At 61.7% G+C, this 16,118-nt stretch carries 16 protein-coding genes and 1 pseudogene; 6 read left to right on the top strand and 11 right to left on the bottom strand.

Going from position 1 to position 16,118, the window contains the following annotated elements:
• Positions 1-74: 74 nt before the first annotated feature.
• Positions 75-1,031, top strand: a complete 957-nt coding sequence (locus tag OOZ51_RS13275) for a carbohydrate kinase family protein (RefSeq protein ID WP_265980132.1) — start codon at positions 75-77, stop codon at positions 1,029-1,031.
• Between the two features lie 160 nt (positions 1,032-1,191).
• Here OOZ51_RS13275 and OOZ51_RS13270 read toward each other — a convergent pair.
• From OOZ51_RS13270 to OOZ51_RS13240, 7 genes and pseudogenes are all read right to left on the bottom strand, one after another.
• Positions 1,192-1,365 (bottom strand): annotated as a pseudogene (locus OOZ51_RS13270) (beta-xylosidase family glycoside hydrolase); the annotation flags it as partial.
• A 37-nt stretch (positions 1,366-1,402) separates the two neighbouring features.
• Positions 1,403-1,531 carry a hypothetical protein gene (locus tag OOZ51_RS13265; protein WP_265980130.1) on the bottom strand — a complete coding sequence of 43 codons (129 nt, stop codon included), beginning with the start codon at positions 1,529-1,531 and terminating at the stop codon, positions 1,403-1,405.
• 644 nt (positions 1,532-2,175) lie between these two features.
• Positions 2,176-2,406 (bottom strand): hypothetical protein, encoded by a 231-nt coding sequence (locus tag OOZ51_RS13260; RefSeq protein ID WP_265980129.1) that lies wholly within the window; start codon positions 2,404-2,406, stop codon positions 2,176-2,178.
• A 742-nt stretch (positions 2,407-3,148) separates the two neighbouring features.
• Complete coding sequence (locus OOZ51_RS13255) at positions 3,149-3,457, bottom strand: hypothetical protein (protein ID WP_265980128.1); 309 nt, start codon at positions 3,455-3,457, stop codon at positions 3,149-3,151.
• Between the two features lie 53 nt (positions 3,458-3,510).
• Complete coding sequence (locus tag OOZ51_RS13250; protein ID WP_265980126.1) at positions 3,511-4,431, bottom strand: carbohydrate kinase family protein; 921 nt, start codon at positions 4,429-4,431, stop codon at positions 3,511-3,513.
• 42 nt (positions 4,432-4,473) lie between these two features.
• A complete protein-coding gene (locus OOZ51_RS13245; protein WP_265980125.1) occupies positions 4,474-5,838 on the bottom strand; it encodes a glycoside hydrolase family 32 protein in 1,365 nt (454 codons plus the stop codon).
• 116 nt (positions 5,839-5,954) lie between these two features.
• The gene (locus OOZ51_RS13240) at positions 5,955-6,998 is read right to left on the bottom strand and encodes a LacI family DNA-binding transcriptional regulator (protein WP_265980124.1); all 1,044 of its coding nucleotides are present in this window, start codon (positions 6,996-6,998) and stop codon (positions 5,955-5,957) included.
• Between the two features lie 163 nt (positions 6,999-7,161).
• On the opposite strand from OOZ51_RS13240, the gene OOZ51_RS13235 reads away from it, so the two are divergent.
• On the top strand, positions 7,162-7,308 hold the full coding sequence (locus OOZ51_RS13235) for a hypothetical protein (RefSeq protein ID WP_265980123.1): 147 nt from the start codon (positions 7,162-7,164) through the stop codon (positions 7,306-7,308).
• Positions 7,309-7,398: 90 nt separating this feature from the next.
• On the opposite strand, the gene OOZ51_RS13230 is transcribed toward OOZ51_RS13235, so the two are convergent.
• The 4 genes from OOZ51_RS13230 to OOZ51_RS13215 form a co-directional block, all read right to left on the bottom strand.
• The gene (locus OOZ51_RS13230; protein WP_265980121.1) at positions 7,399-8,766 is read right to left on the bottom strand and encodes a right-handed parallel beta-helix repeat-containing protein; all 1,368 of its coding nucleotides are present in this window, start codon (positions 8,764-8,766) and stop codon (positions 7,399-7,401) included.
• A 27-nt stretch (positions 8,767-8,793) separates the two neighbouring features.
• Positions 8,794-9,717 carry a carbohydrate ABC transporter permease gene (locus OOZ51_RS13225; protein WP_416346382.1) on the bottom strand — a complete coding sequence of 308 codons (924 nt, stop codon included), beginning with the start codon at positions 9,715-9,717 and terminating at the stop codon, positions 8,794-8,796.
• Between the two features lie 119 nt (positions 9,718-9,836).
• The gene (locus OOZ51_RS13220; RefSeq protein ID WP_265980119.1) at positions 9,837-10,724 is read right to left on the bottom strand and encodes a carbohydrate ABC transporter permease; all 888 of its coding nucleotides are present in this window, start codon (positions 10,722-10,724) and stop codon (positions 9,837-9,839) included.
• Between the two features lie 66 nt (positions 10,725-10,790).
• Positions 10,791-12,071 carry an ABC transporter substrate-binding protein gene (locus OOZ51_RS13215; protein WP_265980118.1) on the bottom strand — a complete coding sequence of 427 codons (1,281 nt, stop codon included), beginning with the start codon at positions 12,069-12,071 and terminating at the stop codon, positions 10,791-10,793.
• A gap of 498 nt (positions 12,072-12,569) precedes the next feature.
• Between OOZ51_RS13215 and OOZ51_RS13210 the strand changes: the two genes are divergently transcribed.
• The 4 genes from OOZ51_RS13210 to OOZ51_RS13195 all read left to right on the top strand — a co-directional run bounded on the left by OOZ51_RS13210 (position 12,570) and on the right by OOZ51_RS13195 (position 16,060).
• Entirely contained in the window at positions 12,570-12,812 is a 243-nt protein-coding gene (locus OOZ51_RS13210) for a hypothetical protein (RefSeq protein WP_265980117.1), read from the top strand.
• Between the two features lie 299 nt (positions 12,813-13,111).
• Positions 13,112-14,122: a LacI family DNA-binding transcriptional regulator gene (locus OOZ51_RS13205; RefSeq protein ID WP_265980116.1), complete on the top strand. Its 1,011-nt coding sequence runs from the start codon at positions 13,112-13,114 to the stop codon at positions 14,120-14,122.
• Entirely contained in the window at positions 14,119-15,093 is a 975-nt protein-coding gene (locus tag OOZ51_RS13200) for an ABC transporter permease (protein ID WP_265980114.1), read from the top strand. The genes OOZ51_RS13205 and OOZ51_RS13200 overlap by 4 nt, the downstream gene beginning before the upstream one ends.
• 7 nt (positions 15,094-15,100) lie before the next feature.
• The gene (locus OOZ51_RS13195) at positions 15,101-16,060 is read left to right on the top strand and encodes a carbohydrate ABC transporter permease (RefSeq protein WP_265980113.1); all 960 of its coding nucleotides are present in this window, start codon (positions 15,101-15,103) and stop codon (positions 16,058-16,060) included.
• Positions 16,061-16,118 lie beyond the last annotated feature (58 nt).

Below are 16,118 nucleotides of genomic sequence, written 5' to 3'. Positions count from 1 at the left end.
CCGCGGACCTGCTAACAGGTCCGCGGACGGATCCATACCGGGCTCTCACCAGTCAACCCGAAGAAAGAACCCCGATGCGCAAGCCCCAACCGGACGGCTCCAACCACGAGCTGATAGACGTTGTCGTCATCGGCGAAGCCCTGATCGACATCGTCAACGGACCCGAAGGATCCATCAGCTATCCAGGCGGGTCCCCGGCCAACGTCGCCTATGGCCTTGGCCGGCTCGGCGTCCGGACCCGGCTGCTCACGGCAATCGGTGAGGACGAACACGGCACCGCCATCACCAACCACCTCCACAGCGCAGGCGTCGAGCTTCTTCCCGGATCCACTTCCCTTGAACGGACGGCAACCGCCACCGCGACATTGGCTGCCGACGGCTCAGCCAGCTACGAGTTCGACATCGCCTGGCAGCTGGCACCTGTGGCGCCGGCCATGATCCCGAAAATTCTGCACACGGGCTCGATCGCCACGTTCCTGGCCCCGGGAGCCGGCACCGTCCGCACTCTTCTCGAGCAGTGCCACCAGTCCTGCCTGGTCACCTACGACCCCAATATCCGACCGGCTCTCCTTGGCAGCCACACCGAGGCAACGACGATCTTCGAGGATCTGCTCCCGCTCACGGACGTCGTCAAACTCAGCGACGAAGATGCACACTGGCTCTACCCCGGATGGTCCCCGGACGACGTGGTCGCCCACTTGCTGCAACATGGGGCGCGCCTGGCCGTCATCACCAAGGGCGCCGACGGTGCCCTGCTCGCCACGCCCGGCGCCCGGTTCAGCATCCCGTCCGTGAAAACCGAAGTTGCCGACACCATCGGGGCAGGCGACTCCTACATGGCCGCACTCATCTTCGGACTGCTGACCCGGGGCGACAAGGCGTTCACACCGCCCGGGCTCGAAGGCATCGGGCAGACCGCGTCGATGGCCGCCGCAATCACAGTGAGCCGCCACGGCGCCAACCCGCCAAACTCCGAAGAGTTGCAGACACGTCTGCAGGACCTTCGAAGACGCCGGCACGCCGTCGCCTAGTCTGGCCGTCCACGGCCCCGCCGGGCGCTCAAATCCACGTCGCCGTCCACTCGCTTGCGGGCTCATTCAGGCCAAGAGCCGAGATCTTCAAACGACGCTGATGCTCTTCCTGCACTGCCGACGGAAGCCACGGCTACGAGTCCCCGGCATCGGCCACGGTTCAGCTCGTAAAGGTGACGTGCTCGAAGTCGGCGCTCCAGCGGTGCTCGGCGAGATCGCTTGCGACGATGCCGGCGAAGGCTCCTGTGAAGCGAAGCAGTCCGGCATGGTCGTCGGCGAGGAAGCTGATATCCAGGGTTTCTCCGAGTGGGTCCATTGCATCCCGTCGGGTGAGGCGGCAGCTCGGACTCGCCGTGTTTGTCTCGGCGTTATCATCCCGTCACGCCGATGTGGTTGGTGTCCAGGGTGATGCACACGAGGCTTTCCCGCGGCGAGAAACCCGGGGTGTGGCCGATGAAACTGAGGACATCGGCAGCGGTTTTGATCATGAGCGTTCCCATGGTCCTTCTCTTTCCGAGGCGGCGTCGGTAGTGGGCGAGTGGACGTTAGGTTCCGGCGTCGTTCTGATAGAGGCGCCCCCGCTGGGCATGAGGGGCCGGAGTGCAACTTGGGGAACCGGGAACGATCCAAAAGTTCGCGAGGAAATAAGCGGAGCGCCGAACGAAGTTTTGGATTGGGACCGGCGCAAAGCGCCCTGGTTGCGCGGAGGTCCCGCCCAGCGATAATCGACGATCAGAATGACGAACAGCGATGACTACGGCTGCCCGTGATCAGCGGTAGGGGCCTAACACGACGCGACAGCGGAGCTGCTGGGCTTTTACTGTGCTCCTGTGAGCGAGCATGGGAGTGTCCAAGTCGGGGACGAGCTCCACAGGCGGCGACTTGGCCGAGCGAAGGCCCTGGATATTGCAACCGACTCACCTTTAACTCACCTTAATCAGCGTCAACCAATGACAATTCATCAGCCATCCTTGCCTGCAAAAACCCCTAGATTCCGGGGGAGAGCGACCATATTCAAGGTGCACAGAGGGCCTTGGTCCTAAAGCGGGGGTCGTCGGTTCGAATCCGACAGGGGGCTCCGATTGTGACTTTTGGTGCCGCGATCGCCTTTAACTAACCCTAATCAGATTTCGACGCGGCCTTCCTAGAGGTAGTGCTTCGGGTCACTGACACCTTGGAGTGACCGGCCTGGGTATGCGGCCGTTTCGGCGCCCATGGTCCGCCCAATGAGCGTTGCGTTGGCCTTGCGGAACGCTTTGAACGTCACCCACGAGTATCCGATGGCATCTGCCGCTTTGCGCCACGTTTTGCCGACATTGTTCGGATCGCACACCGTCCCTGTGGATGACGGAAAGACCAGGTCCAAGAGATTCACGGCCACGCGTTGTTTTGCCTGGCCTGGCGCCTTCGAAGTGACGCAACGAGATTTGGCGGTATCGCCACGTAGGGAATCCGTGCTCGGATTTTGGGTGGTCTTGAATGGTTACACCACCGCTGGAAGTACGGATGACTGTGGCGTGGAGTTGGACAGTCGGCGGGTCTGTGTCGAGGTCGATGTCAGCCCAAGACGGTGCGAATAGTTCGCCAGGCCGTAGGACCGTGGTGATGAGAACGTCCGCGATTTGGTGGAGTTCCTGGGACCTGGTGCGGCCAAGAACGGGCGCGGGACGGCCGCCGTCCAGTGATGATCGTGCCTCAGAATGAGGCACAGCGATGATTCTTCTGGCTGTTCATGGGGTTGGTTGTGGCGGTTGCCAATCCGGCAAGGACGGTGGCTGTGTCACCAAGCGCCGGTTGAATCGCGAGCAGCACGGAACCTAACGCGTACGCACAAGCCGGCGGTCGGAACGGCAGCCAGCACCTTGAAACGGCGTCCCGCACATGTAGACGTTCGTTGTCCGGATAAGCTCGGAAACGTGCGATTGTCCCTCGAAGCGCAGCCGCTCGCCGACCCGTCACACGCCAAATATCGCTGCGAATATTGAGCCGATCGGCGTTCCATTTCACAGGTCTGGCTTCTCATGACATTTGAATGCGTCGCGGTGGAGGAGCGTCGGGCCGTCGTGGCGCGTTCGGTCCCTGTTATCGAATCTTCTCAGCAGACAGTGGTCATCTTGCTAATCGGCGTTGTCCCTGTGGCTGGCTGTGACGATGCGCAGCATGGAGCGGCGGGCGACGGCGATGGTTCCTCTAGCATCCCCGGGATCCGTGATCCCTTCCGCTTTGGCAGCCTGTTTCCAATCTTCGACGATTCCCCGGGCCTGTGCGCACTCAGCCTGCAATGCCGCAATAAGTGACGGCGGAACTATTCGATCGTTGGCTCCGGGCTGGGAGTTCTTTCTCGTCGTGAAGGTTCTGCTGAGGATGATCGCTTCCTGCTCGACGATACGGGCTTCAAGAAAGTCGATGAATTTAGCGCCGTCCATCGTTCCATCGTTGTCCATCTAACGCGCTCGGTTGTGCGGTTGGGGGTCCGGTGTCAGTTTGGCTGGTCGCTTTGGAGAATCTCGGTCAGCGTCGGAGGGTTGGCTCCAGCACGGCTGACGGTGATTGCGGCCGCGCGGGCTGCTGCCTGGCCGATCCTTTCCATGGCTTTGCGGTCGAGCGAGTACATGGGCGTGCTCAGGAGGCCCAGAATTAGGGCTGACATGTAGGAGTCGCCGGCACCAATGGTGTCAATCACGGTCGTCGGGATCGGTGGAATGGTTACGGAACGGGAGCCGGTGTAAAGACTAGAGCCGGCGTCGCCGGCTGTGATCGCGACCAATGCGGTTCCGAGTCCGAGAATCCGGTCAGCGACGGCGTCGGGTCCGTGGCCTGGGTACAGCCACTCGGTGTCTTCGGCGCTGAGTTTGACTGCGTCCGTAATTTTGCACCAGGTTTCAAACCTGTCTACGGCGTCGACTCGGTCCCCCAGGAGAGCTGGCCTGATGTTCGGATCGTAGGTAATCAGGCTCTCGTCGGATTTTGATTCGATGTAGTCAAAGAGCTCCTTCCAGCCTCGGAGATCGAAGCTGGCGGCGGAGCCTGTGTGTATCAGGTGGTGTCGTGTTGGCGATGACGGTGTGCTGAAGGACCAGTGCAGATCGAAGTCGTAGTGGGCTGATCCGTCGGCGCCGATCGTGGCTGTGGCCAAGGAGGTGGGGGCGGGGCCGGTCGAGGCGGGGTCAACGGAAACGCCGGCCCTTTTGAGATGATTGGTGATGGCTTTGCCGCGGGCGTCATTGCCGATTTTGGTGAGTAGTGAGGTTGGGACACCAAGCCGGATGAGTCCCAGGGCGACGTTTGCCGGGGAGCCGCCCGGGTGTTCCTTCGTGTGGCCGTTGGTGTTGACTGCGTCGATGAGGGCCTCGCCGATGACAAGAACGGTCGCCTGTTCGGTGTGCGTCTCTGAGGTCATGGTTGTGGTTTCTTTCTGGTTCCTAGAAAAGACGGTGCGGTGTCAGGGGGCGGGCAGATGTTCCGGCGTGGTTGCGGGAGGGGGACCGGAAGAGCGCATGGTCGGGGGCGTCCGCCTGAGAGCCTGGAGCTGGGGAGGTTCCAGGAGCCCGGTTGCGAACAGCGAGAGAGGATCTTCGAGCAGCGGTAGCGGCACTGCGGCTACTCCTGCCCGGGAGGAGATTTCAAGTGTGCCGTTGTCAATGATTGCCCTTACACGCGTCCCGGCTGGGGCGGGAAGGCGCACATCGGTGAAGTCATTGTTGTCCGGGATGTTGATGATGAGTTCGTTGTTGGCTTGTTTCAAGGTTGCGAGTGTTGTTTCGCCGGCCTTCAGATCGATGGCGGTCTCATCACTCGGAATCCAGCGGAAATCTGCCCCTGCGGGCAGGACCGCGTTGAAGGAATCTGAATCATCAGCGGCAAGGTGCGCCTGGACCGCGTAGGCTCCGAGGTCCTCATGCGGGGTCGCGATGAGAGTGTCATTTTCGAGGGTGAGGGTGTGGGGGATGCTCAGCGCGCTGGCCCATTTCCTGTCCGGGCTGATGACGCCGCGGATCCAGAAGATAAGGGAAGGTTTTCCGTCCTTGTCCCGGAAGAACGAGGGTGCGTAGTATCCGGCGCCGTAGCTGAGCTGTTTCCAGGTGCGTGCCGTGAACATGCCGTCTTTGTAGCTTCCGATGCCGTAGGCAACATAGTGGAGGACGTCGTCTTCCCAGATTGATGTGACCAGGACGTGGGATCCGTCAATTTCGAAGAGCTGGGGGCATTCCCACATGGTCCCGGTCCAGGCTTGGTCTCTGTCTGATCCGGGGCGTTGGGCGGCGATGCCGTCCAGTTCCCACCCGGCCAGGTCCGGTGAGCTGTAGGAGATCGCCGCTCCGATACCGCCGTTGAGCCCGGCACCGACCAACATCCGCCATTTGTCGCCGTCCCGGAAGACGAACGGGTCACGGTAGGCCACGACGCCCAATCCCGGGGCACGGACGATTTCGGGACCCTTGGTCCAGCGGTTCCAGGTGTCATCGTCGGGGGTTGCTGTGCGGATGCTGCCGATGCCGATTTCCGGCTCCTGGACGGAGGTGTAGAACAACGTTGATTGGCCTGTGGCATCGGTGGCGATGGATCCTGACCAGATTCCGTCGTCCCCGTCGCCGGGGGCCAGCGCGATCTCTTGTTCTGACCAGCTGACCATGTCGGGGGAGGTGGCGTGTCCCCAGTGGCAGTTGGATGCCCAGGTGCTGCGGCCTGGGACGTACTGGTAGAAGAGGTGGTATTTTCCGTCTTTCCAGGTCAGGCCCAGCGGATCATTGATCCAGCCTTCGGTGGCGGTGAAGTGGAATTCGGGTCTGGGATCTTGCACGGTCATGGTTGTTCTTTCGTGTCTGGTCTGCGGGGGTCTCGCAGGCCCGGGTCGTAGACGCGGAGGCAGTGGCGAGCGTCCCGGAGGGCCGTCCGCAGTGTTTGTGTTGTGGTTCGTCCCTACTAGGATCCTGGGGGTGCCACTGAATTCCGGACAACAAGCGGGCATGGCAGGACGGTTGGGTGGGCTGCGAACAGGCTCAGGTCCGTCTTGCCCTCGATGGCGTCGATGAGGTTTTCGGTTGCCCATGCGCCCATTTCGTAGTGGGGGAGTGAGACCGTGGTGAGGGCGGGGTGGAGGTTTTCGGCGATGAGTTCCTGGTTGTCGAAGCCGACCACTGAGAGGTTCTGGGGAATTTTCAGACCTAGTTCCGTGGCTGCCCGGTAGGCGCCCATGGCCATGCGGTCGTTGTAGCAGAAGACGGCCGTGGGCCGGTCCTTCCGTGCCAGGAGCCGCAACGCGGCCTGATAGCCGCCGGGCACTTCTGAAGGTTCAGCCTCGACGAGATCGGCATGGAACGTCAGTCCTGCGTCCGAGAGCGTGTTCTTGAAAGCCCAGAGGCGGGAGTGGGTGGCCGGTACGTCGTCGGTGTTGTTGATCATGCCGATCCGCTGGTGTCCTGCTTCGATCAGGGTCCTGACGGCTGCGGTTGCTCCTCCGGTCTCGTCGGGGATCACTGAGGAGATTGAGTGGTTGGTGTCTTCTGAGTCCACGAGGATTGCAGGGATGCCGGTCAGGTTGTCCGGGACGGCCAGTTCGCGGTGGTACATCGTGGCGTACAGGACTCCGTCCACCTGGCGCTCCAGCAGAGCCGCGACGTCAGCCGTCCGGGATTCATGCGTGGCGGTGCTCGAAGTGTTGATGATCATCAGGTTGTAGCCGCGGCGGCGCGCTGTTTCCTCTGCACCCAAAATGATCCGGCCGGCGTGCGGGGTCGTGGCGATTTCTTCACTGATAAATCCGAGCATGCCCGAGCGTTGCGTGCGCAAGGCTTGTGCCATGCGGTTCGGGCCGTAACCCAGGCGCTGCGCGGCCTCACGGACTCGCTCCCTCGTCTCTGCGCCTACTCGGGCGTAGACAACATTGTTAAGGACATGGGAGACCGTCGTGACGGAGACGCCGGCTGCGGCCGCCACGTCCCTGATTCCCACTGACTTGTTGCTCATGTGTCTTCCACGTCCTTGTTATCGGTTGTTGCTGGCTGCGGTTTTCTTCGTCCCAGAGCCCGTGTTCGGACCAGAGGCGCGGCAACAGCTCTTCAACCGGCGGCAGTTCGGAGCTCGACGTGTTTGCCGGTCTGGTACCAATACGCTACCGAGGAATAGTCGTTTGGGGCTGCACGACGACGCCGGACTCGGTCGGGTGATCGGTAACGGTTCGGCCCGGCTCGACGCGATTGCCCAGACGCGCCGCAAGGCAACGTTGGCGGGGTGGGCTGAACACAGGGCCTCGCTGCCGGCCTTGGTCCAGTTGTAGAGGTCCGGTGTTTTCGCGACGCCGACGCGCTGGACGATCGCGTTTTCAGCGCGGGTAGTTCCGGTGTAGAACTTGCGCCACATGAGCGGGTTACTGGGCCACAAGTGCATGTGCCGCCTCGAAACCGACCGTGGGTGTGGGCCTAAAGGCGTTAACAGCCCTGTCTGCGATAACTTGGGCGTCACTTCCGGAATCAAGGATCGTATTCCGAGCTGATTCGGAATCGACCATGACGGCCGTAACGGTGAGGCCGTCCGAAGCCTCGGTCGTCAACAGAGCGTCCACCTGAGCTTCGAAAGCGGAGCCGCTGGACGTGGCTCGGACGTCCATCGCCACCACGTGGTTGTTGGAAACGAAGTTGCCAACCCCCGCCATCAGCCGGATGATGACGGGCGTCGCACCTGTCGGACGGATGCTCTGTGAGTCGATGATCTTGGAGAAGTGGTTGCCGATGACAGAGTTGTTGCTGCCGCTGACACAGAGAAGTCCGTAGAGATCGTCCAGTCCGTTGTCGACTCCCAGGAAGGGCGTCCAGGGCTCATGGTCACGCAAGAAGTGATTCGTGGCCACGAGGTTTTCCGAACTATTCGCTGCGAGAATCAGCATCCCAGGGTAGAACGAATGCAAACGGTTGTTGGTGATGCTTGAACGCGTGACGCCGTCGAGATGGACGCTGCTCGCGCCACGGGGGAAGACGTTGTTCGCGGTTATCAGGAGCCCGCCATGGTTCTCGGCGTAGATCGAGTGACCCTTGGGCCCTGCTCCGACCAAGTTGTCGGTGATCTTCGATGCCTGTCCCCACCCGCGCAGCTCGATGCAGCTTCCGCATTCAGCGATGAAGTTGTCATGAACGGAAAGCGCGTCCGCGTTGTAGATGGTGAGAGCGTTCTCAAGGTAGACGAACCCCATGCCGGTTACGCGGAAGGAGTCATTGGCGTTCGCGACATAGATGCCGGTCTTGCCGTTGACGTAGGTGTTCTCGGGATGCATCCCGGAGCCATCCGAGGTGAAGTGCAACCCGTCGATGCAGAAGTTGGAGAACTCGACTGAGCTGATCCGTGGGCTCCCGCTCCGCTCAACGTAGAAGGCGGCTCCCTTGGATTCGTCGCCGTCTCCGCCGAGGGGAAGGTCGACGATAATGCGACTGCCTCCGGGCCACAGCTCATGCAAGTCGGGCCATTCGTCTTCGGGGACGTTGAACCGGATGCTCGAGGACGTAAAGCCGTGGCCCGAGCCATGGATCCGGAGGAAGCTGACATCGATCACCACCTGCGTACGAAGGTGGTAGTCCCCGGGCGGAATGTAGATCACCGCACCTGGCTTTCCTCCGTTGTTCGCATCGGTAGCCGTCTGCCGGTCCTTGATGTCAGCGATGATGCTGTTAATTACTTCACCGACGTCCTCGGACGGATTGCCGACGGGCCACGTAGTCACGTCGTAGTAGTTGTTGCTTGACATAGGTTCTTCCCTTTGTACTTTGGTTTCTCAGCCCTTGACGGCGCCGAGGGTCATGCCTGCGACGATCTTGCGCTGCAAGAGAAGAGTGAGAAGGATGACCGGGATCGAGTAGACAGCGGCCAGTGCCGTCATGGATCCCCAGTCCAGCCCGAACTGGGTCTGGAAATTTGCGATGACCACGGGGGTGGTCTGGGACCGGACGGCGGTCATGAGCAACGCGAACAGGAATTCATTCCAGGACGCGAGGAAGGCGAAGATCGCTGTGACCGCGATGCCTCCGGAGACCACCGGGATGACCACCCGCCATAGGGCTCCGAGCCGGCTGCAGCCATCCACTGTCGCGGCTTCCTCCAGGTCCTGTGGCACGGCTTCGAAGAAGCTGGACATGAGCCAGATGGAGAGCGGCAGCGAGATGGTGGTGTGCGCGATGGAGAGGGCGATCGGGGTGTCGGCCAGACCGACCGAGGCCATCATCGACGCCAGCGGGATGCCGATTGCCACCGGCGGCACCATGCGGGTGACCAGCGCGGCCATGATGAACACGCGGCCACTGGCTGTTTTGTAGCGCGTGATGCCGTAGGCCGCCGGGACGGCCAGGACGAGCGACAGCAGCGTGCTGATGACGGCGGTCTGGATGCTGTTGATGAACGACGCCGGCACTCCATTCCGGCCCAGGGCGTTGATGTAGTTATCCAGCGTCCATTCCTTGGGCAGGATGGTGGGCGGAACGGCAATGGTGTCGATCGGCGTCTTGAAGGACGTGAACAGCAGGTACAGGAACGGGAAGCCGTAGAGGACGAGCGCCGCGGCGAGGAGGACCCACAGGATGGTCCTGGTGCTGCGCTTGCCGGCTTCGAGTCCTTCACGATTGACGCCGCGGCGCCTGCGGCCTCCGCCGGCCGACGCCGGTTCCGTGGTGGTCTGGGGCGCAGGCGCTGTTCGGCTTGGCATGGTGCTCTCCGTTTGGTGCGGTGCCGGCGCATTGCTGTATGCGATGCCGGCTTGGCGTGGCCGGTTGGGTACGGCGGCCGCCAGCATGCCGCCGTCGTCGGGGGTCTGGGCCGTGCTCATCAGGTGTCCTTTCCTGGCCGCCAGATTGTGGTTACGGCGACGAAGGCGATGGTGAGCATGGCCAGCAGGTAGATGGTGCCCATGGCACTTGCGAGGCCTGGGTCGCCGAAGCGGATCATCGTCCGGTAGATGAGCAGGCTCATGGTTTCGGAGGCGGATTGTGGTCCGCCGTTGGTCTGGATGAGGATGGTGTCAAAAGCCCGTGCTGCGTCGATGCCGCGGACCACCAGCGCCACGGCGATGACCGGCCGGAGAAGCGGAAGAATAATGCGGAAAAGCAGCGACGGTGCGCGGGCGCCGTCGAGCCTGGCCGCCTCGATGAGGTCTCCCGGGATGTTCTGCAGGCCCGCGAACAGCACGAGGCACATGAACGATGTCGTGAGCCAGATGTCCGGGACGGCGACGGAGAACAGGACGATGTCCGGGTTCGACAGCCAGCCGATCTGGTTTGGATCCTGCAGGATGCCGGCCTGGCTCAGCAGGGTGCCGAGCAAGCCGAAGTTGTCGATCATGAGGAACTTCCACAGCAGGCCGGCCACGATCGGGGCAATCATCAGCGGGTACAGGAACACGGTCCGCCAGACCTGCGATTTCCGGCCCAGGGTGGTGAACAGGAGGGCCATGCCAAGGCCCAGGGTGAACTCGAGGGTCACCACCATCAGGGTGTAAGCGAGGGTCCGCCATCCTGCACCCATGAAGGCCTCTGAGGTGAAGGCCCGGACGTAGTTGTCCAGGCCCACGAAGTCACGGGGGCCCCCGACGATCGGGGAAATTTTGAAGAAGCTGTCCGTGACCAACCGGAACAACGGGTAGGCAACAAAGACTGCGAGGAACAACGCCGCCGGGGTCATCAGGTAAAGGGCGAAGCGGCGATCAGGGATGCGCACGGGATTCTCTTCCGCTGGTTGGGGCCGCGGCCGGCAACGCCATGGGCTGCTGCCGGCCGCGGAGTCTTACTTAAGTAGGGCCTGGATCTTGGACTTGGCGTCCGCCAGCAAGGTCGCGCTGTCTCCGCCAGCAACGGCCTTCTGAAGCATCGGAACCAGTACGGTGTCGACAATCTGCTGCCACTTTGCTGTTGCCGGACGGGTTGCCGTCGCGGGAGCGTTAAGTGTTTCGATCAGCGGTTTGAAGCTCTCGTACCCGGGCTGGTCCTGGTACTTCTGGAAGGCGGAGACTCGTGCCGCCAGGCCAAGGCTTGACTGGATGGCCAGATCATTGTGGTCGAAGGCGCACTTGACGAACTTCTTGGCAGCGTCCGTGTTCTTGGTTGCCTTGGGTACCGAGAGGTACCAGGGGCCGGGAACACCGGCAACGCCGGCGGATCCGCCGATCATCGGGGCCGTTCCGACCTTGCCGTAGACCGGGGAGTCCTTGGGGATCTGCCGGTACGCGTGGGCCCAGAACTGGGTCATGGCTGTCTTGCCTTGGTTGAAGAGGTTCTGGGCGGCGGCCCAGTCGACCTGGGCTGCCCCGGCCGGGGCGTCCTTGACGAGGCTGGTGTAGAAGTCAAGCGCTTGTTTGTGCGCCGCGTTGTCAACGACCACGTTGTTTTTGCTGTCCAGGACCATGGGCGATCCGGCCTGGAGCACGTGGGCGAGGTACTCGGTTTCAACGCCGCCCTTAACGTCCGTGCCATACATGCCGTCTTTGGTGAAGAAGGCGGAGATGTCCTGGTATTGCTGCCAGGTCTTCGGCGCGGCGAGGTCGTAGCCATACTTGGCCTTGAAGTCGGCCTTGTTCTTGGCGTCCTCAAAGAGGTCCTTGCGGTAGAGGACTATCTCGGCGTTGGTCCACGCCGGCATTCCAATGAAGTGGCCATCGACGTTGGCTTCCTTGACAAGAGAAGGGAAGATGTCCTTCTTTGCCTCGTCAGTGAAGAGCTCATCGATGGGCTGCAGGGCGTCCTTGAAACTGGGCAGCCACACGGAGTCAAGAGCAGCGACATCGAAGGAGACAGTGCCGGAGGAGAATTCGCTGGAGAGACGGTTGAAGAGGCCGTCGTAAGGGAGTTCGACGAAGTTGACGTTGACCCCGGTGTCCTTCTTGCACTGGTCGGCGATGGGCTGCAGTTCTGCATGTCCGCCTGCCTCCACCAGGACGTTGATGGAACTGCTGGCGGCGCCCCCGGACGTAGCCGGACCCCCTGCGCCGCATGCGGTCGCGGCCAGGATCACCGCGGTTGAAAGGCTGCCGAGAGCGGCAAGCCTGGAGATTGTTTTTCGAGAGGACATCGCTGTCGACTCCCTTTCTCGGGAACGGAATACGAAGACGGAGTAGGATGAAAAACCGTTTTGCCAAAACGACTTGGCATTAGATTACGCGGAGAGCGCGGAGAGTGTCAAGGGTCACAAATCGCGTGAGGCGAATGGACACTCCTGCAGACCGCGATGGTCGACGCCGACATTCTCGTGCACCTGCCGGCCTGCACGGCATCCACGTCCTCGATCACACTGAAACGGAATTTTGGGAACTCAACGTAAATGGCACATTCCGCACCCTGCAGGCGGCCGTCGCCGCCGGTGTGGGGAAAGTGGTGTGGCTTTCCTCGCACGCATGGCATGGCATGACTCGAACGACGTCTACGGATTCACGAAAGTCATCGGCGAGCAGCTTCTGGACTATCACCGGGCGCGTCACGGCATCTCATATGTTGCGGTCCGCCCCGCCTTACCGGTGCCCTGGACGGACTGGGCCCGTGGCTGGTGTTGGATGCCCTCCATCCGGAGGCAGTGTCAGCTGACGATCTGCGCGATTGGGAACGTGATCCAACCGGCACCGCAGACCGCCTTTTCCCAGGGGCGCGGGCCGTCGTCGAGCGGTTCAGTCTCGACTTTTCAGCCCTTCCCGTCCGGCCAAGCAGGCTCGGCTGGACCGAGATAGGCTACACGCCCAGCCGCGACTTCGGTACGTGGATCGATGAGGTCACCGGACTCAGCGACGGTCAGGTGAAAGCTCGAACCAGCGACTACTGAACGTCATCGAGTCGAGGTGGCAACGAGCGTCATTACCGTTCGGGAGTAGACCTCGCACCGGGGACTGAACCGGGACGGCGTTTGGGCCGGGCGTGAATCCAGCGGCGGATATAGGGCCGGTGGCCCATAACCTGGGACTGGACCCGCCCAGTGATGCGGGTTCGGGAGAACAACTTGACGGAGATGTGTGAGCTGTATTACTCTCGATCAGCAGGCGGTTAGTTATACGAATGACTAACGCAACACGCAGCGAAGGAGGTGTCAGGTTGCGCAGGCCAAATTTGAACTCAGGACCGACCATGCACGACGTGGCGGCTCTGGCCGGAGTATCCCAGGCCACCGTGTCGCTCGTCCTAAACGACGTCAGCGGGTCCCGGTTTTCACGGAAGACCAAGGACAAGGTGGAAGCGGCCGTCGAGCAGCTCGGATACCGTACCAACGCCCACGCCAAGGTCCTCCGCGACGGCGTCGCCGGTATGATCGGATTCATCGGCGACTACGTCGCAACTTCCCCTTTTGCCGGGACCATCATCGAGGGGGCCCAGGAGCGGGCGTGGGAAGACGGGCTCCTCCTGCTGACAGTAAACACCGGCGGAGACAAGGAGCTTGAAGCCGCCTCCCTGGACACAATGCTCTCTTACAAGGTCGCAGGAGTCGTCTACGGTGCCATGTACCACCGCCGGCTGGATGTTCCCGAGGCCCTGGCAGGTGTTCCATCCGTGGTGCTCAACTCCCAGGACCGGGCCGGCCGGCTCCCGAGCGTCGCCCCGGATGAGGTGCGAGGCGGCTACACGGCCACCCGCCGCCTACTTGAGGCCGGGCATTCCCGTGTAGGGCTGATCAACATCGAGAGCCTGGAAAGCGGCCTTCCCGCCGCCGTGGGACGACACGAGGGCTACGGCCGAGCGCTGGAGGAAGCCGGACTCGCGCCGGACCCGTCCCTGGTCCGCTTCGGCAAGGGCGGTGAAGAAGACGGCTACAAATACGCGATGGAGCTACTGACCTCCAGCAAGCCACCGACGGCGATCTTCTGCGCGAACGACCGCGGCGCCTGGGGCGCCTACCAGGCCGTAGCGGAGCTCGGGCTTTCGATCCCCAGGGATGTGTCGATTGTGGGCTTCGATAACCAGGCGACCCTGGCGCCGTACCTTCGTCCGGGACTGACCACCCTCGAACTGCCGTTCGTCGCCATGGGCCGGCGCGCGGTTGAAATTATCCTCCAAGGTGCCGGACCGGATGGCCGGGTCGAGCTGATGGACTGCCCTCTCGTTGAACGGAATTCAGTGACACATCCAAAGGAGATGCCATGAGCCGCACTATCCCGGCCCGACGCGGGCGTCCGTCAGCGGCGCCGATGCCGCAACGAAAAGTTTCTCTTTCGCTTCGCCTGAAAAGAATTTCCCGAGCCTGGCAGTTATACGTATTACTAGCTCCGGCCCTCATCTACATCGCGGTTTTCAAGTACTGGCCGATGTACGGCGTGCAGATCGCTTTCAAGAACTACAACCCCGTGGACGGTTTTACGGACAGCCCATGGGTGGGTCTGCAGCACTTCATCCGGTTTGTGAACTCATACCAGTTCGGACAGGTCGTCGGGAACACCTTGTGGATTGCTGTCCTGGGTTTGCTGGTGGCGTTTCCGATCCCGATCATTCTTGCGTTGCTGGTGAACCAGCTTCAGAGCGAGCGGTTCAAGAAGTTCACGCAAACCGTACTGTATTCCCCGGCGTTCATCTCCACCGTCGTGGTGGTGGGCATCATGTTCGTGGTACTTTCGCCGCGGTCAGGCCTGGTGAACAATGCGATCCAGTTGGCCGGCGGCGAGCCGATCTTCTTCATGGGTTCCGCGGAATGGTTCCGACCCATCTATGTCATCTCGGATGTGTGGCAGAACGCCGGATTCTCCATGATCGTGTATCTCGCGGCCCTGGCCGGTATTGACCCGGCGCTCCACGACGCGGCCAAGGTCGACGGCGCCTCGAAGTTCCAGCGTATCCGGCACATCGATCTTCCTGGCATCATGCCGGTGGTTACCGTGCTGTTCATTCTGGCGATCGGCAACCTGCTCAATGTCGGTTTCGAGAAGGCACTCCTGATGCAGACGCCGCTGAACCTCTCGACGTCGGAGATCATCCAGACCTACGTCTACCATGCGGGCCTGCAGCAGGCGCAGTTCAGCTACTCGGCCGCCATCGGCCTGTTCAACTCCCTCCTCAACCTGGCGCTGTTGCTCTTCTTCAACACCGTGGCGCGCCGGGCCAACCAAGCGACCCTGTGGTGATGCCAAAATGTCTTTGAAAACCAGCCCCCGCACGACCGAGTATTCGCACCGGACCGTCAAAAGCAGGCGCACCAAACCCACTCTGAGGGACAGGTACGGGGACCGCGTCTTCAACATCGCAGCCACGGTGGTGCTGCTGCTGTCCATCCTGGCAGTGGTTTACCCGCTGTACTTCATCGTCATCGCTTCCGTCAGCGACCCGAATGCGGTCTATGAAGGCAAGGTCTGGCTGTTCCCCTCCGGCGTGACGGTTGAGGGGTACCAGCGGATCTTCGCCGACAGCCGGATCTGGAACGGGTTAGGCAACACTCTCGTTTACACCGTGCTGGGGACCGCTATCAGTGTCACCACGATTCTCTGCGGCGCCTACGCGTTGTCCCGTAAGGACATGCCCGGGCGGAAGGTCTTGATGCTCCTGTTTGTGATCACGATGTTCTTCGACGGCGGGATCATCACCAAGTACCTGGTCGTCCGCGACCTGGGCATGCTGAACACCGTGTGGGCGGTCGTTCTCCCCAGCGCTGTCGGGGTGTGGAACCTGATCATCGCAAGGTCATTCTTCGAACACACTATCCCGAACGAACTCCGCGAAGCCGCCCAGATGGACGGCGCAAACGACTTCAAGTTCTTCTTCAAGATGGTGCTGCCGCTGTCCAAACCACTGATCATGCTCATGATCATGGTCCACGTCGTAGCCCAGTGGAACTCGTTCTTCGATGCCCTGATCTTCCTGAATGACGACTCCAAGTACCCGCTGCAACTGGTGCTCCGCAACATCCTCATTCAGTCCGACGTCTCATCGACCGGCACCACCGGCGGAGACATCCAGTCCTATGCCGCAGCGCAAAGGATCGCAGAGCTCACCAAGTACGCCATGATCGTCGTCTCGAGCCTGCCACTCATGATTGCCCTGCCATTCATGCAGAAGCATTTCACCAAGGGCGCCATGATCGGCGCCGTCAAATAGACATAATCCGCTAACACACCCGGCCCCGGAGCATTAGCCCCGGAGTCACCACAACCAC

The sequence above is a fragment of the Arthrobacter rhizophilus genome, from assembly GCF_026241105.1.
Taxonomy (GTDB): Bacteria; Actinomycetota; Actinomycetes; order Actinomycetales; family Micrococcaceae; genus Arthrobacter.
This window is presented reverse-complemented; position numbering and strand designations above follow the sequence as displayed.